Here is a 24,719-nt window from a genome sequence, read left to right as displayed (position 1 = left end):
CCGGTTCGCGGCGGCGCTCCGCCGGGCCCCCGGTCGTCAGGACGTGCGGCGCAGCAGGGCCAGGTACATCGCGTCGGTGCCGTGCAGATGGGGCCAGAGCTGGATGTCGGGACCGTCGCCCAGCGCGGGGACGCCGGGCATCAGCGGCCGCGCGTCGAGGAGTTCGGCCCCGGGCGCCGGTCCGCCGCGGCCCCTCAGCACGTCGTCGACGACGGCCCGGGTCTCGGCGAGATGCGGTGAGCAGGTGGCGTAGCCGACGACGCCGCCCACCCGGACCGCGTTCAGCGCCTCCCGCAGCAGCCCGCGCTGGAGCGGCGCGAAACCCTCCAGGTCCGACGGGCGCCGCCGCCAGCGGGCCTCGGGGCGGCGGCGCAGCGCGCCGAGCCCGGTGCAGGGCACGTCGACGAGCACCCGGTCGAAGCTGCCGGGACGCCACGGCGGCCGGGTGCCGTCCGCGGCGATCACCTGGTACGGACCGGGGTTGCCGGCCAGCGTCCGCGCCACGAGCCGGGCCCGGTGCGGCTGCTTCTCCGAGGCGAGGAGCGACGCCCCCCGCTGCGCCGCGAGGGCGGCGAGCAGCGCGGCCTTCCCGCCGGGGCCGGCGCAGCCGTCGAGCCAGCGGCTGTCCTCCCCCTCCAGCGGGGCGTTGGCCAGGGCGAGGGCGACGAGCTGGCTGCCCTCGTCCTGGACGCCGGCCCGGCCCTCGCGGACCGGCTCCAGCGCCCCGGGCTCCCCGCCCTCGGAGAGCCGTACCGCGTACGGGGACCAGCGGCCGGGCAGCGCCGACTCCTCCCCCGCCGAGTCCAGCAGTTCACCGGCGGTCGAGCGGCCGGGGCGGGCGACGAGGGTCACCTCGGGCCGTTCGTTGTCCGCCTCCAGCAGGTCCTCGATGCCGGCGCGGCCGCCGCCGAGCGAGTCCCAGAGCGCGGAGACGATCCACCGCGGATGGGAGTGGACCACGGCGAGATGCTCCTCGGGATCCTCGTCGTAGTCGGGCGCCACCCGCTCCAGCCAGCCGTCCAGATCGTCGGCCGCGATCTTGCGCAGTACGGCGTTGACGAACTTCGCCCGCCCGTCGCCGAGCACCACCCGGGCCAGCTCGACGGTGGCGCTCACCGCCGCGTGGCTCGGGATCCGGGTCCCGAGCAACTGGTGCGCGCCGAGGGAGAGCACGTCCAGGACGGGCGGGTCCACCTCGCGCAGCGGCCGGTCCACGCAGGCCGCGATGACCGCGTCGTAGGTGCCCTGGTGGCGCAGCGTCCCGTACACCAGCTCGGTGGCGAGCGCGGCGTCGCGGCCGTCGAAGCCCTCGTCCTCCCGCGCCTTGCGGAGCAGGGGCGGGAGGACGAGGTTGGCGTAGGCGTCCCGTTCGTCGACCGCCCGCAGCGCCTCGTAGGCCAGGACGCGGACGGGGTCCCTGCGGGGACGGCGGTAGGGCTTGCCGGGGCGGCGGCGACGGGACTGGTCGGTGCTCAAGGGAAAGGTGCTCCGCGGGTGATGAGGACGGTCCCGGGTGATGGGGACGGTCCGTCCAGCCTACGACGCCCCGCCGTCCTTCCCGGTATCACCCCAGCCGCCCTGGATCATGGTCTGGAACGCCCATTCCCCGTTCCGCTTCAGCAGGATGTCCGCGTAGCGCAGGGTCTGGGTGTGCCCGCCCGCCGTCACGACGCCCTCGGTGAAGACGACGACGAGCGAGGGGGTCAGGAACTGCGGGGTGCGCACCGACTCGAAGCGGGGTTCCTCGCCGTCCGCCCCGCCCAGGACCTGGCTCATCGTGGCGGTGAACCGCTCGCGGTCCCACTGCTCCGCCGATCCGTTGCCGGCCGCGTCGTCCGTGACGACGTTGAGCGGGAAGACGGCCATGTCGGCCATCGCCTCGACGTCCGCCCGGGCACTGAGGGCTTCGTACCGCGCGAACCACGCGTCCAGCGCCCGGCGGTCCTCGTCGGTGGGGGTGAACACGGCTCCGGCCTCGGGGACCGCGAACTGCTGCTCCGTCATCCTGCTCCTCCATGACAACAGCTAATCAAGCTTGACTACTTGCCCCGCACCGTACTGCCCGGGGAAGGGATTAGTCAAACTTGATTACGTGAGCCGGTGCGCATCCGGTGCCGTCCACGCCGGATGACGCCGCGATGCCGCGACGCCGGATGCTGCGGCTGGAACCACTGAGGGAGGCGGGCAGGCCGTACGGGCGCGGCGGGCACTCGGCCCGCTTCCGGGCGCCGGCCCGGCAGAGCCCCGCCCCCGGCGGCCCGGACTCCCCGCCCGCTCCCGACTGTTCAGGCCCGGGGGCCCATCCGTCGGGCTCCGTTCAGCCTCGGCGGCCCGTCAGGCGCCGAGCCGGTCGTCGGGGCCGATGCGGACGCCGCGGGCCCAGTCGGCGCCCCGCATCGGCTTCTTGCCCTGCGGCTGCACCCACAGCAGTTCGACGGCGTGCGAGCCCGTGCCCGCGGACACGGCGTTCTTCGCCGCGGAGAGGGCACCGGGCGCCAGGTCCGTCCGCTCCGGGAGCAGGGCCACCGACATCACCTTCAGCCGCTCGCCGCGGAAGAGCGTCCACGCGCCGGGCGCGGGCGAGCAGCCCCGCACGACGCGGTCCACCCGGAGGGCGGGCGCCGACCAGTCGATCTCCGCGTCCTCGACCGTCAGTTTGGGCGCGAGGCTGACGCCCTCGGCCGGCTGCGGCACCGGCTGGAGCGAGCCGTCCTCGATGCCGTCCATCGTCGCGGCCAGCAGCCCGGCGCCCGCGAGGGCGAGCCGGGTCAGCAGGTCCCCGCTGGTGTCGGTGGGCTTGATCTCCTCGGTGATCACCCCGTACACGGGGCCGGAGTCCAGCCCTTCCTCGATCAGGAAGGTGGAGGCGCCGGTCATCTCGTCTCCGGCGAGCACCGCGTGCTGCACCGGGGCCGCACCCCGCCAGGCCGGCAGCAGCGAGAAGTGCAGATTGACCCAGCCGTGCGCCGGGATGTCCAGGGCGGACTTGGGCAGCAGCGCGCCGTAGGCGACGACGGGGCAGCAGTCGGGCGCGATCTCCCGCAGCCGGGCGAGGAAGTCCTCGTCCCGGGGACGGGCCGGCTTCAGCACCTCGATGCCCGCCTCCTCCGCCCGCTGCGCCACCGGGCAGGCGACCAGCTTCCGGCCGCGGCCGGCGGGGGCGTCGGGCCGGGTGACGACGGCCGCGACCTCGTGCCGGTCCGAGGCGATCAGGGCGTCCAGGGCGGGAGGGCGACCTCGGGGTGCCGGCGAAGACCAGCTTCATCGGGGTGCACTGCCTCTCGGGTCGGTCGGTTCCCGGTCCGGAGCACCCCGGACACCGGGTACGGCACCGGGGCGGGCCCGCGGGCGGGCCGGGGACGGGCGCACCAGTCAGGGCCCGTCCGGCCCCGCTCCCCAGGGTCCCCGGCGCCCGGCACCGCGCCCCGCCGCGTCGCCGGGCACGCCCGCGTACGGTCCGGCGCGCGGGCGCCCCTCCGCCGGACGACGCACGGCACCGGGCGCCGCTGCCCGCTCCGGCGCGACGGGGCGGACAGGCCCGGGCCCCGGACCCGGGGGCGTACGCGCGGGTACGCGCCCCCCGCACCGGCCCGTGCCCCCGACACCGTGACCAGCGGGGCCCGTCGGGCGTTGGTCACGGGAGATTGACCAGCCACGGGGCCCCTGCCGGGGCCCATCCCCTGCAACGCCGGTTTCGAGAGGCTTGTTGATGGCCGACCACTCCACGCACGACACCCAGGCCCGGGCCAGCCTGCACCTGCTGGTGCGGGACATCGAGCGGGTGCGCCGGCAGGCGGATGCCCTGCGCACGCTCACGGCTCAGCTCGGCACTGTCTACCGCCCCCGCCGCAGCGGCCCGTCCGCGGCGGGCTTCATCGTGTACGGGCGGGCGCCGGCGCCGACGGTCCGGCTGGCACAGGAGCTGCGGGACAGCGTCGAGACCCTGGTCACGGCCGCCGTCGACTTCGACCGCTCACTGGGGTTCTCCTGGGACGCGGTGGGTTCCGCCCTCGGGGTCACCAAACAGGCCGTGCACCGGCGTTACGGCGGTTCCCGGCGGGCCGCGGCGCGCAGCGCGGCCGAGGCCGAGACGGCCGCCACGGCTCCCTCCTCCCCGGCGGGCACGACGGCGACCGCCACGGCGACGGGCGGGCCGCACCCGGAGCCCGCCCCGCCCGTCCAGGAGCGGCAGCCCCGTCCGACCGGCCGGTCGTACCCGCGGCCCGTTCCGTCACGGGCCCGCCGCCCGGCTCCGCGCTGCCGGAGCCCTCCCGCCCGCACGGCCTGCCAGAGACCCCGCGTCCGAACGGCTTTCCGGCTCCCCGCAACGGCTGACGGCCGTCTCCCGGCCCCGGCCCCTCACCCGCCATCCCGGGAGCCCGCCGGCCGTTCCGTCCCGCCCTTCGCAGGGTCAGCCGAGGTCCGGCGGGTCGATACGGATCCGCACCGGTGGCCCCTCCCGGCGGGTGAGGCGCGCCGCCTGGGCTGCCTTGAGCGCCGACGCCAGCGCGGCGCCGTTGCCGGGCCGCACCCGGATCAGCGCCCGGTCCCACTGCTCGCCAGGGGGCGGCCCTCCGGGCCGGGCGCCGCCGGGGCCGGGCACGCCCATCGGCACCGGGCCGAGCACCTCGGCCCCGGGAGGCAGCCGGACCGTCTCCAGAAAACCGGCGACCGCCTCCGGCGGGCCCGCAACGGCCGCCATCCGGGAGACCGGCGGGAAACCCAGCTCCGCCCGCTCGGCCAGCTCCCGCGCGGCGTGCCCGGCGGGATCCCAGCGGACCAGCGCCTGCACCGGCCGCAGCGACGGCTCCGCGACCACCACGACCGTCCCCCCGGCGGGCTCCGGGCGCACCAGCGCGGCCGCGCCCAGCCAGCGGCGCAGGGTCTCCTCACCGGCGCGCAGATCGGGGCGGCCGAGCATCGCCCAGCCGTCGAGGAGCAGCGCCGCCGCGTAGCCGCCCTCGGCGACCGGTTCCGCGCCGGGTGTGCTGACGACGAGCGCGGGCGCGTCCGGCACGGTGTCCAGGACGTGGTCGCGGCCCGAGGTGCGCACCGGCACCGCGGGAAGGCCCGGCCCAGTTCCTCGGCCGTGCGGCGGGCGCCGAACACCTGGCCGCGCAGCCGCGCCCCGCCGCACTCCGGGCAGTGCCACCCCGGCGCCTCCCGCCCGCACCAGCCGCAGCACAGCGCCTCCGCCGGGCCCACCGCCTCCAGCGGCCCCGAACAGTGCGCGCAGCGCGCGGGCGTGCGGCAGCGTTCGCAGGCCAGCCGGGGGACATAGCCGCGCCGGGGCACCTGGATCAGCACCGGCCCCCGCTGGAGCGCGTCGCGGACGGTGCGCCAGGCCAGGCTGGGCAGCCGGGCGGCCCGAGCCGCCGGGTCCCGTGCCTCGTCACCGTCGCCGATGGTGCGCACCCGGGGCGCGGTGGCGCGCACCGTCTCGCGTTCGGCGGCCAGCGGGTGCGCCCAGCCGGTCTCGACGAGCTGCGCCGCCTCGACGGTCCGGCCGTGGGCGCCCAGCAGGAAGCCGGCTCCCTCGTGCGCCGCCCGCAGCATCAGGACCTCGCGGGCGTGCGGGTAGGGGGCGTGCTCGTCGCTGTGGCTGGAGTCGCCGTCGTCCCAGATCGCCGCCAGGCCCAGCTGCCGTACGGGGGCGAACATCGCGGCCCGGGTGCCGATCACGGCCCGGACGGCGCCCCGGGAGATCGCGAGCCAGCGGCGGTAGCGGGCCTCGGGACCGGCGTCGGCGGTGAGCAGCACATGGTGCCCCGGGCCGGTCAGCGCGGTCAGCGCGGCGTCCACCCGGGCGGCGCTGCGCCCGTCGGGCAGCACGGCGAGGGCGCCGCGGCCCCCGGCGAGCGTGGCCGCCACGGCGCGGGCCAGCTCCCCGGGCCACCCGGCGCCGGGCAGCGCGGTCCACACGCCGCGGGGCGCGCCGCCGGAGGCCAGGGCATGCAGATAGCCGGGGCCGCCGGTGTACCGCTCCCAGCCGCCGGGCTCCGGCTCGGGCGGCGCGGGCGGGGCGGGCGGCGACGCCTTCTTCTCCGCGCGGGCCATGCGGCGCGGCACCGCCAGCTGGACGACGTCGGCCAGGGCACCGGCGTACCGGTCGGCGACCGCGCGGCAGAGGGCGAGCAGTTCCGGGGAGAGGACCGGCTCGGGCGAGAGGACCTGGGCGATCGGGGCGAGGGTGCCCTGGTAGTCGCTGTCGGGGCGGCGCTCCACGATGAAGCCGTTGATCAGCCCGCCGCCCTCGCGGCGGCCGTTCCGCTCCCCCGCGCCGAACCGGACGCGCACCCGGACACCGGGGCGGGCCTCGGCGTCCATGGCGGCCGGGACGGCGTAGTCGAAGAAACGGTCGAGGTGGACGAGGCCCTTGTCCACGAGGACCCGGGCCACCGGGTCCGCCGCGGCGAGCGCGGCACCGCGCCAGGTGCGCGGCTTGGCCCGGGGGACCTTGGCCGTCCGCACCGTCTCCCGGATCAGCGCGAGCTGTTCGCCCCCGGGCGGTTCGGCCGCCGGGGGCCGGTGCGCCACCGGGGGCTGGTGCGCCGGTTCCCCGCCCGGCCGCCGGTTCTCGCTGCTCACCGTCCCAGTCCTACCAGAGCGCACCGACATGCCCCGCTCCGCCCCGGGCGGCCGACACGGGCGCGGGCCGGTCCCCCGTCCGTCCGCCGCGGGACGGCCGCCCGGGGCACGGCCGCGGCCCGGGCCCCGCTCCGGGGTTCCGGGCCGCGGCCGGAGAACGCGGGAGCCGGCCGTCAGGCCCCGGCGGCCTTGCGCAGTGCGTCGACGCGGTCGGTGCGCTCCCAGGTGAACTCGGGCAGCTCCCGGCCGAAGTGACCGTAGGCGGCGGTTCGGGCGTAGATGGGACGAAGCAGATCGAGATCGCGGATGATCGCGGCCGGACGCAGATCGAAGACCTCACCGATGGCCTGCTCGATCCGCTCCACGTCCACCGTGGCGGTACCGAAGGTCTCCACGAACAGACCGACCGGCTCGGCCTTGCCGATGGCGTAGGCCACCTGCACCTCACACCGCGAGGCCAACCCCGCCGCGACGACGTTCTTGGCCACCCAGCGCATCGCGTACGCCGCCGAACGGTCCACCTTCGACGGGTCCTTCCCCGAGAAGGCACCACCACCGTGCCGGGCCATACCACCATAAGTATCAATGATGATCTTGCGGCCGGTCAGCCCCGCGTCCCCCATCGGCCCGCCGATCTCGAACCGGCCGGTGGGGTTCACCAGCAGCCGGTAGTTGGCGGTGTCGAGCTTGATGCCGTCCTCGATCAGCTCGGCGAGGACGTGCTCCACGACGAACTCGCGGATGTCCGGGGCCAGCAGGCTGTCCAGGTCGATGTCGGAGGCGTGCTGGGAGGAGACCACCACCGTGTCGAGGCGGACGGCCTTGTCGCCGTCGTACTCGATGGTGACCTGGGTCTTGCCGTCCGGGCGGAGGTAGGGGATGGTCCCGTTCTTCCGCACCTCCGACAGCCGGCGGGAGAGCCGGTGCGCCAGGTTGATCGGCAGCGGCATCAGCTCGGGGGTCTCGTCGCAGGCGTAGCCGAACATCAGGCCCTGGTCGCCCGCGCCCTGCCGGTCCAGCTCGTCGTCCGCGTCCCGCTGGGAGGCGCCCCCGACGCGCTGCTCGTACGCGGTGTCCACGCCCTGGGCGATGTCGGGGGACTGCGAGCCGATGGAGACCGAGACGCCGCAGGAGGCGCCGTCGAAGCCCTTCTTCGAGGAGTCGTAGCCGATGTCGAGGATCTTGCTGCGCACGAGCGTCGCGATGTCCGCGTACGCCTTCGTCGTCACCTCGCCGGCCACATGGACCAGACCGGTGGTGATCAGGGTCTCGACGGCGACGCGGGAGGCCGGGTCCTCCATGAGGAGGGCGTCGAGGATGGAGTCGCTGATCTGGTCAGCGATCTTGTCTGGGTGGCCCTCGGTGACGGACTCGGAGGTGAACAGGCGGCGGGACACATCGCTCCCTGGGGTTGCAGCGGCTGCTGGCTGAATCTTGGCGGAACCGTTTCGAGGCTGCGGCCGCACGGTTCCGCAGGCAGTTTATCCGGAGCGGCCCGGTCTCGGACACGGCGTCTCGATCCTTGGGAGCCGTGTGACCTGCGGCACCGGCGCCGTACCAGCGGGAGTCGAGCGTTCCGGCAGGCCGGAACGGTTCCGCGCGTCACGGCGTTTCGCCGCCGAGGGGCCCGGCGCACCGGCTCGACGCGGCGCGCGGCCGTCTTCGGCCGGTCTCAGACCAGCCGCCGCGCCACGAGGTCCCACACGGTGTCGGCGAGGGCCTCCTTGGGCCCGTACGGCACCGGGGTCTCCGTGCCGTCGGCGCCCAGGATCACCGCCTCGTTCTCCTCCGAGCCGAAGGTCCTGCCCTCCCCCACCTCGTTGACGACGAGCAGGTCGCAGCCCTTGCGGTCGAGCTTGGCGCGGCCGTTGGCGAGCACGTCGTCGGTCTCGGCGGCGAAGCCGACCACGATCTGCCCGGGCCGGGCCCGCTCCGCCGAGATCTCGGCCAGGACGTCGGGGTTGCGGACCAGGGTGACGGGCGCGGGCTCCTCCCCGTCCCTCTTCTTGATCTTGCCCTCGGCGTACCGGCCGGGCCGGAAGTCGGCCACGGCGGCGGCCATGACGACGGCGTCCGCACCGGCGGCGGCCTTGAGCACCGCCTCGCGCAGCTGTACGGCCGTGCCGACGGGGACGACGTCGGCGCCCGCCGGGTCGGGCAGATGCGTGTGGGCGGCGATCAGGGTCACCCGGGCGCCGCGCGCCACGGCCGTACGGGCCAGGGCGTACCCCTGTTTGCCGGAGGAGCGGTTGCCGAGGAAGCGGACCGGGTCCAGCGGTTCGCGGGTGCCGCCGGCGCTGACGACGACATGGCGGCCCGCGAGATCGCGCTCCGCGGCGGCCGCGCCGCGCGCCAGCACCCGGCGGCAGACCTCGAAGATCTCGCCGGGGTCGGGGAGCCGCCCCTTGCCGGTGTCCGCGCCGGTGAGCCGGCCCACGGCGGGCTCGATGACGACGGCGCCGCGGCGGCGCAGGGTCGCCACGTTCTCCCGGGTGGCCGGGTGCTCCCACATCTCGGTGTGCATGGCGGGGGCGAAGACCACCGGGCAGCGGGCCGTGAGCAGGGTGTTGGTCAGCAGGTCGTCGGCGAGGCCGTGGGCCGCGCGGGCGAGGGTGTCGGCGGTGGCGGGCGCGACGACGACGAGGTCGGCCGCCTGGCCGATGCGGACGTGCGGCACCTCGTGGACGCTCTCCCACACCTCGGCGGAGACCGGGTGGCCGGAGAGCGCGGACCAGGTGGCCTCGCCGACGAAGTTGAGCGCCGACACGGTCGGTACGACGCGGACGTCGTGCCCCGACTCGGTGAGCCGGCGCAGCAGCTCGCACGCCTTGTACGCGGCGATGCCGCCGCTCACCCCGAGGACGACCCTCGGGCGCCCCGCCTGCGCCGCCGTCCCGTTCGGTGCCTTCGGCTCCACCGGCTCCACCGTCCACCTCTCTCTCGCGCTCGTCCGTGCCGTGCGTCCGCGCCCGCGCGCCGTCCGCGGGCCCGCCGCACGGGTCCATGACACACCACGGGCCCGGCAGATGCTCTGCCGGGCCCGTCCGGAAGCGCCGTGGGGCGCCTGTCCGCTTCCTGTACTGCCTGCTGCTACTGCTTGGTGACCGGGCCGTCGACGGCCTCGGAGGTCAGCAGACCGGCGTTGATCTCCCGCAGGGCGATCGACAGCGGCTTCTCGTGGACGTGGGTGTCCACCAGCGGGCCGACGTACTCGAGGAGTCCCTCACCGAGCTGGGAGTAGTACGCGTTGATCTGGCGCGCGCGCTTGGCGGCGTAGATCACGAGGCTGTACTTGGAGTCCGTGGCCTCGAGGAGCTCGTCGATCGGCGGGTTGATGATGCCCTCGGGCGTGGTGATGGGAGAGGACACGCTCTGCCTTCCGAAGTGCCGGTGATTACCGGGGAGGAGCCGCCGGTAACGGTGAAAAGGATGGAATGGATCAGCCTACCTGCATCAAGGCTAGCAGCTCACGCGCGACGTCCTCGACCGAGGTGTTGACCAGGGTGGTGTCGAACTCCTCCTCGGCGGCGAGCTCGACCCGGGCCGCCTCCAGCCGGCGCTCGATGACCTCGGGGGGCTCGGTGCCGCGGCCCGTCAGGCGGCGGACGAGCTCGTCCCAGCCCGGCGGGGCCAGGAAGACCAACTGGGCCTCGGGCATGGCCTCGCGCACCTGGCGGGCGCCCTGGAGGTCGATCTCCAGCAGGACGGGCACACCCGCCGCCAGCCGTTCGAGGACGGCGCGCCGGGGGGTGCCGTAGCGGTTGCCCGCGAACTCGGCCCACTCCAGCAGCTCGCCGTTGGCCACCAGCTTGTCGAACTCGTCGTCCCGCACGAAGTGGTAGTGCACTCCGTCCCGCTCGCCGGGGCGCGGGGAGCGGGTGGTGGCGGAGACCGAGAGCCACACCTCGGGGTGAACCTTGCGCATATGGGCGACGACCGTGCTCTTGCCGACCCCGGAGGGGCCGGAGAGCACGGTCAGTCGCGGGCGGCGGGTCGCCCCCCGGGAGACTGCTTCACTCATGCGGTGATTATCCAGCTTCCCGGGAGTACCGGAGAACCCCGGGCGTCACGCCGGAGACTCCTCAGGCGTGCGTGCCGCCGAACTCCCTCTCGAGAGAGGCGATCTGGTTGGAGCCGAGGCCCCGGACCCGGCGGCTCTCGGAGATGCCGAGCCGCTCCATGATCTGCTTGGCCCGGACCTTGCCGACGCCGGGCAGGGATTCCAGGAGTGCGGAGACCTTCATCTTGCCGATGACGTCGTTCTCCTGGCCCTGCTTGATGACCTCGTGCAGGGAGGCACCGGAGTGCTTGAGCCGATTCTTGACCTCGGCGCGCTCCCGGCGAGCCGCGGCGGCCTTTTCGAGCGCGGCTGCGCGCTGTTCAGGGGTAAGGGGCGGAAGAGCCACGCCTACGTCACCTCGGATATCGAACTGTCGGATACGGATGGATCGTGAAACCGGCCACCCCGCCGTTGCCTGCGGGGCGGTGAGCGCCGCATTGATGCGAGCGCTCTCGACGGAGACTAGCGGTCCGGGCCGCCCGAGTCAGCGAGAACAGGCGAAAAGTCCTGGTCAGACTCTGTTGATATGGACAATCCAGACATAAGACCCCTACTTTCGGCCAGGATTGTTCAACGAAGCGGGGGCCGCCGCCCCGCCGGGCCTCCGACCGGGCCTCATGCAGGGTTTACGGCCGCCCGCACCTCGTCGGCCAGGCGCGCCGCCGCCGTCCGCAGTCCGGCCGGACCGGGCCCGTGCCGCAGCACCCCCCGGCTGACGCTCGGCACCACGTGGGAGACGGACGGCCCGAAGACGCCGGGGAGGTCGGCGGGCGTCGCCCCCTGGGCCCCGATGCCGGGCGCGAGGAGCGGTCCGTTGATGGCCAGATCGGCCCCCGTCTCCCCCAGCGTCGCCCCCACGACGGCGCCGACCGAACCCAGCGGCGCGGCACCGGCGTTCTCCCGCGCCATGTGGTCGAGCATCACCTGCGCCAGGGAGCGGCCGCCGGGGGTGCGGGCCCGCTGCACCTCCGCGCCCTCCGGGTTGGAGGTGAGCGCCAGGACGAAGACGCCGCAGCCGGATTCCCGGGCCAGGTCGAGCGCGGGGCGCAGCGAGCCGAAGCCGAGGTACGGGCTCACGGTCACCGCGTCCGAGAACAGCGGGCTGCCCTTGGCCAGATAGGTGTCGGCGTACGCGGCCATGGTGGAGCCGATGTCGCCGCGCTTGGCGTCCATCAGCACCAGGGCCCCGGCTGCGCGGGCGTCGGCGACGGCCCGTTCCAGCACCGCGATCCCCCGGGAGCCGAACCGCTCGAAGAAGGCGGACTGCGGTTTGAGGACGGCCACCCGGTCGGCCAGGGCGTCGACCACCGTGCGGGTGAAGCGTTCCAGGCCGGCGACGTCGTCGTTCAGTCCCCAGTCCGCGAGGAGCGACGCGTGCGGGTCGATGCCGACGCAGAGCGGCCCGCGGGTGTCCATGGCCCGGCACAGCCGGGCGCCGAAGGGCTCGGAGCGGTCGCCCGGATCCGGGTGGTGGCCGGGGTCCGGGTCGTGGCTCGGCTGGTCCGGGGAGCTCATGCGGCGGCCTTCCGGGTGTCGGCGCCGACGGCGTCGGCGAGGGTGGCGTACGGGCTCGCGGCCAGGCGTGCGGCCAGGCCGCGGTGGACGCGCCGGCACCAGAGCGGGCCCTGGTAGACGAAGGCGCTGTAGCCCTGGACGAGGGTGGCGCCGGCGAGGATGCGCTCCCAGACGTCGTCGGCGGTCTCCACGCCGCCCACGCCGACGAGCGTGACGCGGTCGCCCACGCGCGCGTACAGCCGGCGCAGCACCTCCAGGGAGCGGGCCTTCAGCGGGGCGCCGGAGAGGCCGCCCGCGCCGATGGACTCGACGAGGTCCCGGCGGGTGCGCAGGCCCAGGCCTTCGCGGGCGATGGTGGTGTTGGTGGCGATGATGCCGTCCAGGCCGAGGTCGACGGCGAGGTCGGCGACGGCGTCCACGTCCTCGTCCGCCAGATCCGGGGCGATCTTGACGAGCAGCGGGACGCGGCGGCCGGGGACCGTGCGGTCGGCGGCCTCGCGGACGGCGGTGAGCAGCGGACGGAGCTGCTCGGTGGCCTGGAGGTTCCGCAGGCCGGGGGTGTTCGGGGAGGAGACGTTGACGACGAGGTAGTCGGCGTGGGCGGCGAGCCGCTCGGTGGAGGTGACGTAGTCGGCGACCGCCTCGCCCTCCGGGACGATCTTGGTCTTGCCGATGTTGACGCCGAGGGTCACCCCGCGCCGGCCCCGGCGGGCGGCGGCGCGGGCCGCGAGACGCGCGGCGACGGCGGCCGAGCCGTCGTTGTTGAAGCCCATCCGGTTGATCAGGGCCCGGTCCACCGCCAGGCGGAACAGGCGGGGCGCGGGGTTGCCGGGCTGCGGCTCGCCGGTGACGGTGCCGATCTCCACATGGTCGAAGCCGAGCATCGCCAGGCCGTCGATGCCGGTGGCGTTCTTGTCGAAGCCGGCCGCGAGCCCGAACGGGCCGGGCATATCGCGGCCGAAGGCGGTGGTGCGCAGCTCCGGGCGGCGGGCGGCGAGCAGCGCGGCCAGCAGCGTGCGGAGCACGGGGACCCGGGCGGCGCGCCGGATCCAGCCGAAGGCCAGGTGGTGGGCGCGCTCGGGATCCAGGCGGCGGAAGAGGAGGTTGAAGAGGAGGGCGTACATCTCGGGCCGTTTCTGCGGGAGTTGAGCGGTACGGGCGGCGGGCGGCGGCCCGCTGGGAGCGGCGGCGGGCGGGGTACGGGCGGACCCGGTGGCGCGGGTGCGGAAGCGCGGGCGCGGCGGGCGCCCGACGTGGGACCCACGCCCCCGCTCACGCCGCCGGTGCGGGGAGCGGCCCGGCTCGTGCGGAGGGGGACACCGCGCCGGTGTCCCCCTCCCCCGCCTCACTCCTCGCGCGCGGCGATCAGGTGTTCGGCGTGTTCCTGCAGCGAGCGGACTCCGATGTCGCCGCGGGTCAGCGCCTCGATGCCCTGCACGGCGGCGGCGAGGGCCTGCACCGTCGTCAGGCAGGGGACGCCGCGGGCGACGGCGGCGGTGCGGATCTCGTAGCCGTCGAGCCGCCCTCCGGTGCCGTAGGGGGTGTTGACGATGAGGTCCACCTCGCCGTCGTGGATGAGCTGGACGATGGTCTTCTCGCCGTGCGGCCCCGCGCCCTGGTACTGCTTGCGGACGACGGTGGCGTTGATGCCGTTGCGCCGCAGCACCTCGGCGGTGCCGGAGGTGGCGAGCAGTTCGAAGCCGAGGCCGACCAGTTCCCGGGCCGGGAAGATCATGGCCCGCTTGTCGCGGTTGGCGACGGAGACGAAGGCGCGGCCCTTGGTGGGCAGGGCCCCGTACGCGCCGGCCTGCGACTTGGCGTAGGCCGAGCCGAAGACCGAGTCGATGCCCATGACCTCGCCGGTGGAGCGCATCTCCGGGCCCAGGACGGTGTCCACGCCGCGGCCGGAGGAGTCGCGGAAGCGGCTCCAGGGCAGCACGGCCTCCTTGACGGAGATCGGCGCGTCCAGCGGCAGGGTGCCGCCGTCGCCGCGCGCCGGGAGCATGCCCTCGGCGCGGAGTTCCGCGACGGTGGCGCCCAGGGAGATCCGCGCGGCGGCCTTGGCCAGCGGGACGGCGGTGGCCTTCGAGGTGAAGGGCACGGTGCGCGAGGCGCGCGGGTTGGCCTCCAGGACGTACAGGATGTCCCCGGCCATGGCGAACTGGATGTTGATCAGCCCGCGGACGCCGACGCCCTTGGCGATGGCCTCCGTCGAGGCCCGCAGCCGCTTGATGTCGAAGCCGCCGAGGGTGATCGGCGGCAGCGCGCAGGCGGAGTCGCCGGAGTGGATGCCGGCCTCCTCGATGTGCTCCATGACGCCGCCGAGGTAGAGCTCCTCGCCGTCGTAGAGCGCGTCGACGTCGATCTCGATGGCGTCGTCGAGGAACCGGTCGACCAGGACCGGGTGTTCGGAGATGAGGCCGGCGTGCCGGGTGAGGTACTCGCCCAGCGAGGGCTCGTCGTAGACGATCTCCATGCCGCGGCCGCCGAGGACGTAGCTGGGGCGGACCATGACCGGGTAGCCGATCTCCGCGGCGATGGCCTTGGCCTCGTCGAAGGAGAAGGCGGTGCCGTACTTGGGGGCGGGCAGCCCGGCCTGCTCCAGGACGCGGCCGAAGGCGCCGCGCTCCTCGGCGAGGTTGATCGCCTCGGGCGAGGTGCCGACGATCGGCACGCCGTTGTCCTTGAGCGCCTGGGCCAGGCCGAGCGGGGTCTGGCCGCCGAGCTGGACGACGACGCCCGCGACCGGGCCGGCCTGCGACTCGGCGTGCACGATCTCCAGGACGTCCTCCAGGGTGAGCGGCTCGAAGTAGAGCCGGTCGGAGGTGTCGTAGTCGGTGGAGACGGTCTCCGGGTTGCAGTTGACCATGACGGTCTCGTAGCCCGCGTCGTGCAGCGCGAAGGAGGCGTGGACGCAGGAGTAGTCGAACTCGATGCCCTGGCCGATGCGGTTGGGCCCCGAGCCGAGGATGATCACGGCGGGCCTCTCCCGCGGGGCGACCTCGGTCTCCTCGTCGTAGGACGAGTAGAAGTACGGGGTGCGGGCGGCGAATTCGGCGGCACAGGTGTCGACCGTCTTGTAGACGGGGCGGACGCCCAGCGCGTGCCGGACCTCGCGGACGACGTCCTCGCGCAGTCCCCGGATGCCGGCGATCTGGGCGTCGGAGAAGCCGTGCCGCTTCGCCTCGGCCAGCAGCTCCGGCTCCAGCTTCGGCGCGGCGGCGAGGTCGTCGGCGATCTCCTTGATGAGGAAGAGCTGGTCGGTGAACCAGGGGTCGATCTTCGTGGCCTCGAAGACCTCCTCGCGGGTGGCCCCGGCGCGGATGGCCGCCATGACGGTGTTGATCCGGCCGTCGGTCGGCTTCACGGCCGTCTCCAGCAGCGCCTTCTTGTCGCCGGGCGCGGCCGGGTCGCCGGCGAAGTCGAACTGGGAGCCCTTCTTCTCCAGCGAGCGGAGCGCCTTCTGCAGCGCCTCGGTGAAGTTGCGGCCGATGGCCATGGCCTCGCCGACCGACTTCATGGTGGTGGTGAGAGTGGCGTCGGCGGCCGGGAACTTCTCGAAGGCGAAGCGGGGCGCCTTGACCACGACGTAGTCGAGGGTGGGCTCGAAGGACGCCGGGGTCTTCTCGGTGATGTCGTTGGGGATCTCGTCCAGGGTGTAGCCCACCGCCAGCCGGGCCGCGATCTTGGCGATCGGGAAGCCGGTGGCCTTGGAGGCGAGCGCCGAGGAGCGCGAGACGCGCGGGTTCATCTCGATGACGATGACCCGGCCGTCCTCGGGGTTGACGGCGAACTGGATGTTGCAGCCGCCGGTGTCGACGCCGACCTCGCGGATCACGGCGATGCCGATGTCCCGCAGGATCTGGTACTCGCGGTCGGTGAGCGTCATCGCCGGGGCGACGGTGATGGAGTCGCCGGTGTGGACGCCCATCGGGTCGAAGTTCTCGATGGAGCAGACGACCACGACGTTGTCGTGCTTGTCGCGCATCAGCTCCAGCTCGTACTCCTTCCAGCCGAGGATGGACTCCTCCAGGAGCACCTCGGTGGTCGGCGAGAGGGCGAGGCCCTGGCCGGCGATGCGGCGCAGCTCCTCCTCGTCGTGGGCGAAGCCGGAGCCGGCGCCGCCCATGGTGAAGGAGGGGCGGACGACGACCGGGTAGCCGCCGAGCTCGCCGACGCCCGCGAGGATCTCGTCCATGGAGTGGCAGATCACCGAGCGGGCCGACTCGCCGTGGCCGATCTTCGCGTTGACGGCGGCGACCACGTCCTTGAACTGGTCGCGGTCCTCGCCCTTGTGGATGGCCTCGACGTTGGCGCCGATCAGCTCGACGCCGTACTTCTCCAGCGCGCCGGACTCGTGGAGGGAGATGGCGGTGTTGAGCGCGGTCTGGCCGCCGAGGGTGGGCAGCAGCGCGTCGGGGCGCTCCTTGGCGATGATCTTCTCGACGTACTCGGGGGTGATCGGCTCGACGTAGGTGGCGTCGGCGATCTCCGGGTCGGTCATGATCGTGGCCGGGTTGGAGTTGACCAGGATCACCCGCAGGCCCTCGGACTTGAGGACGCGGCAGGCCTGGGTGCCGGAGTAGTCGAACTCGGCGGCCTGGCCGATGACGATCGGGCCGGAGCCGATGACCAGGACGGACTGGATGTCGGTGCGCTTAGGCACGCTGGTCCTCCGGGGTGTGGTGCTTGTTGTCGCGCATGAGCTCGACGAACCGGTCGAAGAGATAGGCGGCGTCGTGCGGGCCGGCCGCCGCCTCCGGGTGGTACTGGACGCTGAAGGCGGGGCGGTCCAGCAGCCGCAGCCCCTCCACCACGTCGTCGTTGAGGCAGACGTGGGAGACCTCGGCGCGGCCGTACGGGGTGTCGGACGGGGCGTCCAGCGGCGCGTCCACGGCGAAGCCGTGGTTGTGCGCCGTCACCTCGACCTTGCCGGTGGCGCGGTCCTGCACGGGCTGGTTGATGCCCCGGTGGCCGTACTTCAGCTTGAAGGTGCCGAAGCCGAGGGCGCGTCCGAGGATCTGGTTGCCGAAGCAGATGCCGAAGAGGGGCGTCCTCCGCTCCAGGACGGACCGCATCAGGGTGACGGGGCCCTCGGCGGCGGCCGGGTCGCCGGGGCCGTTGGAGAAGAACACTCCGTCGGGGCCGACGGCGTAGACGTCCTCGGGGCTCGCGTCGGCGGGCAGCACGTGCACCTCTATGCCGCGTTCGGCCATGCGCTGCGGGGTCATGCCCTTGATGCCGAGGTCGATGGCGGCGACGGTGAAGCGCTTCTCGCCGATCGCCGGGACGACGTACGGCTCGGTGGTGGCCACCTCGGCGCTCAGGTCGGCGCCCTTCATCGCGGGCGCCTGACGCACCCGCGCCAGCAGGGCGGCCTCGTCGGCGATCGCGTCCCCGGAGAAGATCCCGACGCGCATGGCGCCGCGCTCGCGCAGATGGCGGGTGAGCGCCCGGGTGTCGATGCCGCTGATGCCGACGACGCCCTGGGCGGACAGCTCCTCGTCGAGGGTGCGCACGGAGCGCCAGTTGGACGGGGTGCGGGCGGGGTCGCGCACGACGTAGCCGGCCACCCAGATCTTCCCGGACTCCGGGTCCTCGTCGTTGACGCCGGTGTTGCCGATGTGCGGGGCGGTCATCACGACGACCTGCCGGTGGTACGAGGGGTCGGTGAGGGTCTCCTGGTAGCCGGTCATGCCGGTGGAGAACACCGCTTCGCCGAGGGTCTCCCCCACGGCCCCGTAGGCGCGGCCGCGGAAGCTGCGGCCGTCCTCCAGGACGAGTACGGCGGGGGTCCTGGCCCCGCGGGACGAGGTCGTCATGCTGCGCCTTCCTTGTCGTGCCGGATGGCGGCTACGTCGATGGGGCCACCGGAGAGTTCGTTGACGCGCTCGACCCAGGCGGCGTGGTCGGCCGCCCGGTCGGCGCGGAAGCCGGAGTCGAGGAGTCTCCCGCCGAGTTCCCAGGTGATCACCAGCAGGCCGTTCTCGGTGAGGACCTTTCCGGCGATGCCCTTGTCGAGGCGGGCCCCGCGCAGGTCGCCGGCCGGGATGCGGAAGCCGCGGGCGCCGGGGCGCACGACGTCGAGGCCGGCGTCGGTGAGGGTGAGCTCCGCGCGGCTGCGGGTGCCGAGGCCGTGGGCGACGATCCGGTCGAGCCACTGCCCGGCGGTGGTCGAGCCGTGGTAGCGGCCGGTGAGCGTGAGCCGCGGCTGCTCGTCCGCACGCCCGTCCGGCCGGCCGTCCGGCTCCGTGCCGCGCTCGGGGACGGCGGCGGGCTCGGGCAGGTCGGACTGAAGGGTTCCGCGCCACTTCCAGCCCTGGCGCATCAGCCAGTACAGCAGCGCCACGAAGAGGAGCAGGCCGACGACCCAGCCGATCCGGTCGGCCCAGTCGGTGACCTCCTGGGACCGGGGTTCCGCGGCGAGGTCCGCGAAGGGCGTCGCGGCCAGCGCCGTCGCCGTCAGAGTTGTCAGTGTTGCCGTTGTCACCGTCACGCCAGCTTCCCGTCCACGACCGTCGCGCGGCCCCGCAGGAAGGTGTGCGTCACACGTCCCGGCAGCTCACGGCCCTGGTAGGGGGTGTTGCGGCTGCGGGAGGCGAAGCCCGCGGGGTCCACCACTCCACGGTAAGCGGGGTCGAGCAGGGTCAGGTTCGCGGGCTCACCGGGGGCGACGGGCCGGCCGTGCCCGTGGAGGCGCCCGATGGCGGCCGGGCGGAAGGACATCCGGTCGGCGACGCCCGCCCAGTCGAGCAGCCCGGTGTCGACCATCGTGTGCTGGACGACGGAGAGCGCGGTCTCCAGGCCGACCATGCCCATGGCCGCGGCGCCCCACTCGCAGTCCTTGTCCTCGTGGGGGTGCGGGGCGTGGTCGGTGGCGACGCAGTCGATGGTGCCGTCGGCGAGGGCCGCGCGCAGGGCCGTGACGTCGGCCTCCGTGCGCAGCGGCGGGTTCACCTTGTAGACGGGGTCGTACGAGCGGACGAGTTCGTCGGTGAGGAGCAGGTGGTGCGGGGTGACCTCGGCGGTGACGTTCCAGCCCTTGGACTTGGCCCAGCGGATGATCTCGACGGAGCCGGCGGTGGAGACGTGGCAGACGTGCAGCCGGGAGCCGACGTGCGCGGCGAGCAGCACGTCGCGGGCGATGACCGACTCCTCTGCGACGGCGGGCCAGCCGCCCAGGCCGAGCTCGGCGGAGACCGTGCCCTCGTTCATCTGGGCGCCCTCGGTGAGCCGGGGCTCCTGGGCGTGCTGGGCGATGACGCCGTCGAACGCCTTCACGTACTCCAGGGCCCGGCGCATGATCACGGCGTCGTCGACGCACTTGCCGTCGTCGGAGAAGATCCGGACTCCCGCGGCGGAGTCGTGCATGGCGCCGAGTTCGGCGAGCTGCTTGCCCTCCAGGCCGACGGTGACGGCGCCGACCGGCTGGACGTCGCAGTAGCCGGACTCCCGGCCGAGCCGCCAGACCTGCTCGACGACGCCGGCGGTGTCGGCGACGGGGAAGGTGTTGGCCATGGCGTGGACGGCGGTGTAGCCGCCGACCGCCGCCGCCCGGGTGCCGGTGAGGACGGTCTCGGAGTCCTCGCGGCCGGGCTCGCGCAGATGGGTGTGGAGGTCGACGAGGCCGGGCAGCAGGACCTGCCCGGCGGCCTCCACGACGGTGGCGCCGGGGGCGTTCAGGCCGGTGCCGGTCTCCGCGACGGTGCCGCCGTCGATCAGGACGTCCAGCGGCTCGCCGCCGAGGAGGCGCGCACCGCGGATCAGGGTCTTCTTCGGCTCGCTCGTGGCGCTCATGGTCAGGCGTTCTCCTCGGTGCGGGTGGTGGTGTCAGGGGTGCCGGTGACGGCCGGTCCGGCACCGCCGAGCAGCAGGTAGAGCACGGCCATCCGGATGCTGACGCCGTTGGCCACCTGTTCGACGGCGGTGCAGCGCTCGGAGTCGGCGACCTCGGCGGTGATCTCCATGCCGCGGTTCATCGGGCCGGGGTGCATCACGATGGCGTGGCCGGGCATCCGGGCCATCCGGTCGCTGTTCAGACCGTAGCGGCGGGCGTACTCGCGCTCGGTGGGGAAGAAGGCGGCGTTCATCCGCTCCCGCTGGACGCGGAGCATCATCACGGCGTCGGACTTGGCGAGGACGGCGTCCAGGTCGTAGGAGACCTCGCAGGGCCAGTTCCCGACACCGATCGGCACCAGGGTCGGCGGGGCGACGAGGGTGACCTCGGCGCCCAGGGTGGTGAGCAGATGGACGTTGGAGCGGGCGACACGGCTGTGCAGCACATCCCCGACGATGGTGATGCGGCGGCCGGCCAGGTCGCGGCCCGTGCCGTCGCCGGGCGCGCCGTGGGGCACCGGGCCGCCGTCCGGGGCGCCCGCGAGGTGGCGGCGCATGGTGAAGGCGTCCAGCAGGGCCTGGGTGGGGTGTTCGTGGGTGCCGTCGCCGGCGTTGACGACCGAGCCGCCGATCCAGCCGGAGGTGGCGAGACGGTGCGGGGCGCCGGAGTCGTGGTGGCGGATGACGACGGCGTCGGCCCCCATCGCCTCCAGGGTGAGCGCGGTGTCCTTGAGCGATTCGCCCTTGGAGACCGAGGAGCCCTTGGCGGAGAAGTTGATGACGTCGGCGGAGAGCCGCTTGGCGGCGGCCTCGAAGGAGATCCGGGTCCGGGTCGAGTCCTCGAAGAAGAGGTTGACGACCGTACGGCCGCGCAGGGTCGGGAGCTTCTTGATCGGCCGGTCGGCGACCCGGGCCATCTCCTCGGCGGTGTCGAGGACGAGGAGGGCGTCGTCACGGGTGAGATCCGCGGCCGAGGTGAGGTGGCGCTGCATCCGGTGCTCCGGGGATTCGGGGTGTGCGGGGACGGGCTTCGGTCCCGGCGCGGGCCGGGGCGGTCGGGGCCCGTCCGGCCTCGCCGGCCGGCCCGGGTGTGGGCCGGAAGCAGAGGTTCCGGCACGGCGGCGCGGGCGGCGCGGCAGGCGCCGTGGGGGCGCCGTGCGTGGGCCCGGCCGGGCGCGGGGCGCTACCGCTCGCCGGGCGGGACGGTGCCGCGCCGGCCGAGGAGCACGCTGTCGCGGCCGTCCTCCTCGGTGAGCTGGACCTTGACCGTCTCCCGCAGCGAGGTGGGGAGGTTCTTGCCGACGTAGTCGGCGCGGATCGGCAGTTCGCGGTGGCCCCGGTCCACGAGGACCGCGAGCTGCACGGCGCGCGGGCGGCCGATGTCGCCGAGGGCGTCGAGGGCGGCGCGGATCGTCCGGCCGGAGAAGAGCACGTCGTCGACGAGGACGACCAGCTTGCCGTCGACCCCGTCGGCGGGGATGTCGGTGCGGGCGAGCGCGCGGGCCGGGCGGAGCCGCAGGTCGTCGCGGTACATGGTGATGTCCAGCGAACCGGCGGGCTGCGGGCGGCCGGTGATCTCCTCCAGCTTGGCCGCGAGGCGGCGGGCGAGGAAGACACCGCGGGTGGGGATGCCGAGCAGTATGACGTCGTCGGCGCCCTTGGCGCGTTCGACGATCTCGTGCGCGATGCGGGTCAGGACCCGGGCGATGTCCGGGGCCTCCAGCACGGGGCGGGCCGGCGGGACCGGGGGGCCGGATTCACCGGATACGACTGAGGATGCGTCCATGGGAAACGGACCTCCTTCTCCGCCTCACGGGACGGATGTTAAAGGACGTCGGGGATCGTGCCCGGTGAACGATACCAGGGCGCACGGCGGGCGGCGGCCCGGGGCGGGGGCCGCCCCCGGTGCCGGACCGGGGACCGGCGGGACCGGCGGGCCGGCCGGGCCCGTGAGCGCGGAAGCCTGCCGGACCGTAGTAGAGCTCGTACGGATGCGGTACGGGAGGAGGGCCGCAGGTCGGCCGCGGAGCGGTCCGGGCCCGGGACCGGGGACGGGTCCGGGGGCCCGGCGGAGGCGCCCCGCGTACGGGCCGGACCTCGGTGGGACCCCCTCCGCTTGACGAAGCAGAATTACGCTGCGTAACATCACAGTGAGTTACCAATTCGTCCGGGGAGCTATATGTCCAGCGAATACGCCAAACAGCTCGGAGCCAAGCTTCGCGCCATCCGCACCCAGCAGGGCCTTTCCCTCCACGGAGTCGAGGAGAAGTCCCAGGGCCGCTGGAAGGCCGTCGTCGTCGGCTCCTACGAGCGGGGCGACCGTGCGGTGACCGTGCAGCGTCTTGCCGAGCTGGCGGACTTCTACGGCGTCCCCGTGCAGGAGCTCCTGCCGGGCACCACGCCCGGGGGCGCCGCCGAACCGCCGCCGAAGCTGGTCCTCGACCTGGAGCGGCTCGCCCATGTGCCGCAGGAGAAGGCCGGACCGCTCCAGCGGTACGCCGCGACGATCCAGAGCCAGCGCGGCGACTACAACGGCAAGGTCCTCTCCATCCGCCAGGACGACCTGCGCACCCTCGCGGTGATCTACGACCAGTCCCCCTCGGTGCTCACCGAGCAGCTGATCAGCTGGGGTGTGCTGGACGCGGACGCCCGCCGCGCCGTGCAGCACGAGGACGCCTGACCCTCCGCGGCGCCCCCTCGCCGCGGCCGGCGGGACCGCGGCCCACCGCTGAGACCGTTCCCGCGGGGCGGTGGGGAGCCCGTACGCTCTCCACCGCCCCGCGGGTGTTCCCGGCCGCCCCGCGGGTGTTCCCGGCCGCCGTTCCGGCCGGCGTGCGGCCGTGCGCGCGGCCCGCGGGGCCGACCGCCGTACGGGCACCGGGGCCCCCGCGAAGCCGCCGGGCCGCCGTCGGGCCACCGCCGAGCCGCCGGGCAGGGGCTGCCGGGCGCGAGGCCGCGCCCTGCCGTCCGTAGCCGCCGCGTGCGGCCCCCTTCGCGCTGGGCGAGCTGGCCTTCACGCACGGTGACAACCGTGACCCGTGCTCTGGAGCGCTCCGCCGGGGCCCGGGACGGGCCGCCGGGTCCGCGCGCCGGCTCCTGGACGGACTCCCCTCCCCGTCCGGGAGTCCGCCGTGCCGGCTCCCCGCCGGTCAGCCCTCCTCCGGCCCGCTCTCCGCCGCCCGTGCGGGCCCGCCGGCTTCCGGCCGGTAGAGGCGCCCGAGGACCTCGGGAAGCAGCCGTTCGGTGAGGCGCGGCGGCAGCGCCTGGAGGACGGCCAGGACCGGGGCCATCCGCTCCGGGAGCGCGCCGTCCGCGCCGATACCGGCCAGCGAGAGGGCCAGTTCCACCTCCTCGGGGCCGAGGGTGTCCGGGTCGAGCCCGGCCGCCGCCTCCGCCAGGGCCGGGCCGACCGTGGCGGGGCCCAGCGCGCGGGCCCGTTCCACGGCCTTCGCGAGATCGGCGAGCAGCAGCCGTACCGTCTCCTCCCCCGCCACCGCCGCCGTGACGGTCAGATGAAGATTGGCCGGTGAGCCGTCGAAGGCGGGCTGCGGCTGGAGGTACCAGCCGTCCGCCCGGATCTCGTCGGCCACCACGAAGACGTCCAGGGCGGGGTCCTCGGAGGCGACCGCGAGCAGGGACGCCTCGGGACGGCCCAGGACGCGGAGGCCGTCGACGGCGCCGATCCCGGCGGCGAGGGACGCCGTCGCCCGGTGCACGCGCCGGGCGAGTTCGGTGTAGCCGTCGGTGCCGATGTGTTCGAGCACGGCCCAGGCGGCCGCGAGCGGACCGGCGGACTTGGTGCCCTGGAGGGTGGCGTTGACCACGGGATAGCCGGGCCAGGAAGCGTGGGCGAACCAGCCGTGCCGGCGCAGCTCCGCGTCGCGGAAGAGCAGCACGGAGGCGCCCTTGGGCGTGTAGCCGTACTTGTGCAGGTCCACCGAGAGCGAGGTGACCCCGGGGACGGAGAGGTCGAAGGCCGGGGGCCGCGGGACGCCGTCCGCGTACCGCAGGTGGCCCAGGTACCAGCCGCCGATGCAGGCGTCGACATGGCAGAGCACCCCACGGCGCCCGGCCTCGGCCGCCGCCCCGGCCACCGGGTCGATGACGCCGTGGGCGTAGGACGGCGCCGAGACGACGACCAGGGCGGTGTCGGGGGTGATCGCCGCCGCGATGTCCTCCGGACGGACCCGGTACGTCACCGGATCGACCGGTACGGAGACGGTCCGCAGCCCGAAGAGGGCGGCGGCCTTGTGGAAGGCCGCGTGGACGGTGGTGGGCAGGACGAGTTCGGGAGCCGTGACACCCCGGGTGCGCCGGGCGTGCTCGCGGGCGGTGAGCACGGCGAGCAGACAGCTCTCGGTGCCGCCGCTGGTGAAGGTGCCCGCCGTGTCCGGGCCACCGCCGAGCAGCCGGGCGGCGCGGCCCACGACGGCGTTCTCCAGCGCCACGACGCTCGGGAAGGCCGTCATGTCCAGCCCGTTCACCCCCGCGAACCGCGCCTGCGCGGCCGCCGCCAGTTCCTCGACGCCGTCGAGGCCGGAGTCGTAGACGTACGCCATGGTGCGACCGCCGCGGACGGGCAGATCGGTTCCGCGCAGGGCGTCGAGCCGGTCGAGGATGTCGCGCCGGGGCGCGCCTCCGGCCACGGGACCGGCGGAAGGGGTGGGGGCGGTCATGGGACGTCTCCGTCGCGTCGGGGTCTGCGGGGCGGTGGTCCGGA

Annotated in this window: 17 protein-coding genes and 3 pseudogenes; 2 read left to right on the top strand and 18 right to left on the bottom strand. The window is 74.5% G+C overall.

The window, feature by feature from the left end:
• Positions 1 to 36: 36 nt before the first annotated feature.
• The 3 genes and pseudogenes from E4N63_RS27860 to fmt form a co-directional block, all read right to left on the bottom strand.
• Entirely contained in the window at positions 37 to 1,476 is a 1,440-nt protein-coding gene (locus E4N63_RS27860; protein ID WP_125626278.1) for an RsmB/NOP family class I SAM-dependent RNA methyltransferase, read from the bottom strand.
• Positions 1,477 to 1,536: 60 nt separating this feature from the next.
• Complete coding sequence (locus E4N63_RS27855) at positions 1,537 to 2,004, bottom strand: nuclear transport factor 2 family protein (RefSeq protein ID WP_230241958.1); 468 nt, start codon at positions 2,002 to 2,004, stop codon at positions 1,537 to 1,539.
• 330 nt (positions 2,005 to 2,334) lie between these two features.
• Positions 2,335 to 3,265 (bottom strand): annotated as a pseudogene (gene fmt / locus E4N63_RS27850) (methionyl-tRNA formyltransferase).
• A gap of 444 nt (positions 3,266 to 3,709) precedes the next feature.
• On the opposite strand from fmt, the pseudogene E4N63_RS27845 reads away from it, so the two are divergent.
• Positions 3,710 to 4,335: pseudogene (locus E4N63_RS27845) on the top strand (hypothetical protein).
• Between the two features lie 76 nt (positions 4,336 to 4,411).
• On the opposite strand, the pseudogene E4N63_RS27840 reads toward E4N63_RS27845, so the two are convergent.
• The 14 genes and pseudogenes from E4N63_RS27840 to pyrR all read right to left on the bottom strand — a co-directional run bounded on the left by E4N63_RS27840 (position 4,412) and on the right by pyrR (position 21,785).
• A pseudogene (locus tag E4N63_RS27840) lies at positions 4,412 to 6,588 on the bottom strand (primosomal protein N').
• Between the two features lie 173 nt (positions 6,589 to 6,761).
• The gene (metK, locus tag E4N63_RS27835; RefSeq protein WP_125626219.1) at positions 6,762 to 7,985 is read right to left on the bottom strand and encodes a methionine adenosyltransferase; all 1,224 of its coding nucleotides are present in this window, start codon (positions 7,983 to 7,985) and stop codon (positions 6,762 to 6,764) included.
• Positions 7,986 to 8,260: 275 nt separating this feature from the next.
• The gene (coaBC, locus tag E4N63_RS27830) at positions 8,261 to 9,505 is read right to left on the bottom strand and encodes a bifunctional phosphopantothenoylcysteine decarboxylase/phosphopantothenate--cysteine ligase CoaBC (protein ID WP_230241957.1); all 1,245 of its coding nucleotides are present in this window, start codon (positions 9,503 to 9,505) and stop codon (positions 8,261 to 8,263) included.
• Between the two features lie 173 nt (positions 9,506 to 9,678).
• Positions 9,679 to 9,957 carry a DNA-directed RNA polymerase subunit omega gene (rpoZ, locus tag E4N63_RS27825; protein WP_019708714.1) on the bottom strand — a complete coding sequence of 93 codons (279 nt, stop codon included), beginning with the start codon at positions 9,955 to 9,957 and terminating at the stop codon, positions 9,679 to 9,681.
• A gap of 70 nt (positions 9,958 to 10,027) precedes the next feature.
• Positions 10,028 to 10,609, bottom strand: a complete 582-nt coding sequence (gene gmk, locus E4N63_RS27820; protein ID WP_125626217.1) for a guanylate kinase — start codon at positions 10,607 to 10,609, stop codon at positions 10,028 to 10,030.
• 61 nt (positions 10,610 to 10,670) lie between these two features.
• Entirely contained in the window at positions 10,671 to 10,994 is a 324-nt protein-coding gene (locus tag E4N63_RS27815) for an integration host factor (protein ID WP_019708716.1), read from the bottom strand.
• Between the two features lie 269 nt (positions 10,995 to 11,263).
• A complete protein-coding gene (pyrF, locus tag E4N63_RS27810; protein ID WP_268271061.1) occupies positions 11,264 to 12,163 on the bottom strand; it encodes an orotidine-5'-phosphate decarboxylase in 900 nt (299 codons plus the stop codon).
• On the bottom strand, positions 12,160 to 13,287 hold the full coding sequence (locus tag E4N63_RS27805; protein WP_230241956.1) for a quinone-dependent dihydroorotate dehydrogenase: 1,128 nt from the start codon (positions 13,285 to 13,287) through the stop codon (positions 12,160 to 12,162). Before E4N63_RS27805 ends, pyrF begins: the two co-directional genes overlap by 4 nt.
• 221 nt (positions 13,288 to 13,508) lie before the next feature.
• Entirely contained in the window at positions 13,509 to 16,829 is a 3,321-nt protein-coding gene (gene carB / locus E4N63_RS27800; RefSeq protein ID WP_125626459.1) for a carbamoyl-phosphate synthase large subunit, read from the bottom strand.
• A complete protein-coding gene (carA, locus tag E4N63_RS27795; RefSeq protein WP_125626458.1) occupies positions 16,822 to 17,985 on the bottom strand; it encodes a glutamine-hydrolyzing carbamoyl-phosphate synthase small subunit in 1,164 nt (387 codons plus the stop codon). The genes carB and carA overlap by 8 nt, the downstream gene beginning before the upstream one ends.
• Complete coding sequence (locus tag E4N63_RS27790; RefSeq protein WP_374112897.1) at positions 17,982 to 18,638, bottom strand: hypothetical protein; 657 nt, start codon at positions 18,636 to 18,638, stop codon at positions 17,982 to 17,984. Before E4N63_RS27790 ends, carA begins: the two co-directional genes overlap by 4 nt.
• Before the next feature lie 17 nt (positions 18,639 to 18,655).
• Positions 18,656 to 19,960, bottom strand: coding sequence for a dihydroorotase (locus tag E4N63_RS27785; RefSeq protein WP_125626457.1), 1,305 nt, complete (start codon positions 19,958 to 19,960; stop codon positions 18,656 to 18,658).
• A 2-nt stretch (positions 19,961 to 19,962) separates the two neighbouring features.
• Positions 19,963 to 20,991 (bottom strand): aspartate carbamoyltransferase catalytic subunit, encoded by a 1,029-nt coding sequence (locus E4N63_RS27780; protein ID WP_125626456.1) that lies wholly within the window; start codon positions 20,989 to 20,991, stop codon positions 19,963 to 19,965.
• Between the two features lie 191 nt (positions 20,992 to 21,182).
• Positions 21,183 to 21,785, bottom strand: a complete 603-nt coding sequence (gene pyrR, locus E4N63_RS27775) for a bifunctional pyr operon transcriptional regulator/uracil phosphoribosyltransferase PyrR (protein ID WP_125627144.1) — start codon at positions 21,783 to 21,785, stop codon at positions 21,183 to 21,185.
• A 393-nt stretch (positions 21,786 to 22,178) separates the two neighbouring features.
• Between pyrR and bldD the strand changes: the two genes are divergently transcribed.
• On the top strand, positions 22,179 to 22,679 hold the full coding sequence (gene bldD, locus E4N63_RS27770) for a transcriptional regulator BldD (RefSeq protein WP_019708725.1): 501 nt from the start codon (positions 22,179 to 22,181) through the stop codon (positions 22,677 to 22,679).
• A 469-nt stretch (positions 22,680 to 23,148) separates the two neighbouring features.
• On the opposite strand, the gene E4N63_RS27765 is transcribed toward bldD, so the two are convergent.
• A complete protein-coding gene (locus E4N63_RS27765; protein WP_230241955.1) occupies positions 23,149 to 24,675 on the bottom strand; it encodes an aspartate aminotransferase family protein in 1,527 nt (508 codons plus the stop codon).
• Positions 24,676 to 24,719: the final 44 nt, after the last annotated feature.

The organism is Streptomyces sp. MNU89, from assembly GCF_020982505.1.
Classification (GTDB): domain Bacteria; phylum Actinomycetota; class Actinomycetes; order Streptomycetales; family Streptomycetaceae; genus Streptomyces; species Streptomyces xinghaiensis.
Note: the sequence above shows the minus strand (reverse complement) of the source record. Positions and strands in the feature narration are given on the sequence as shown.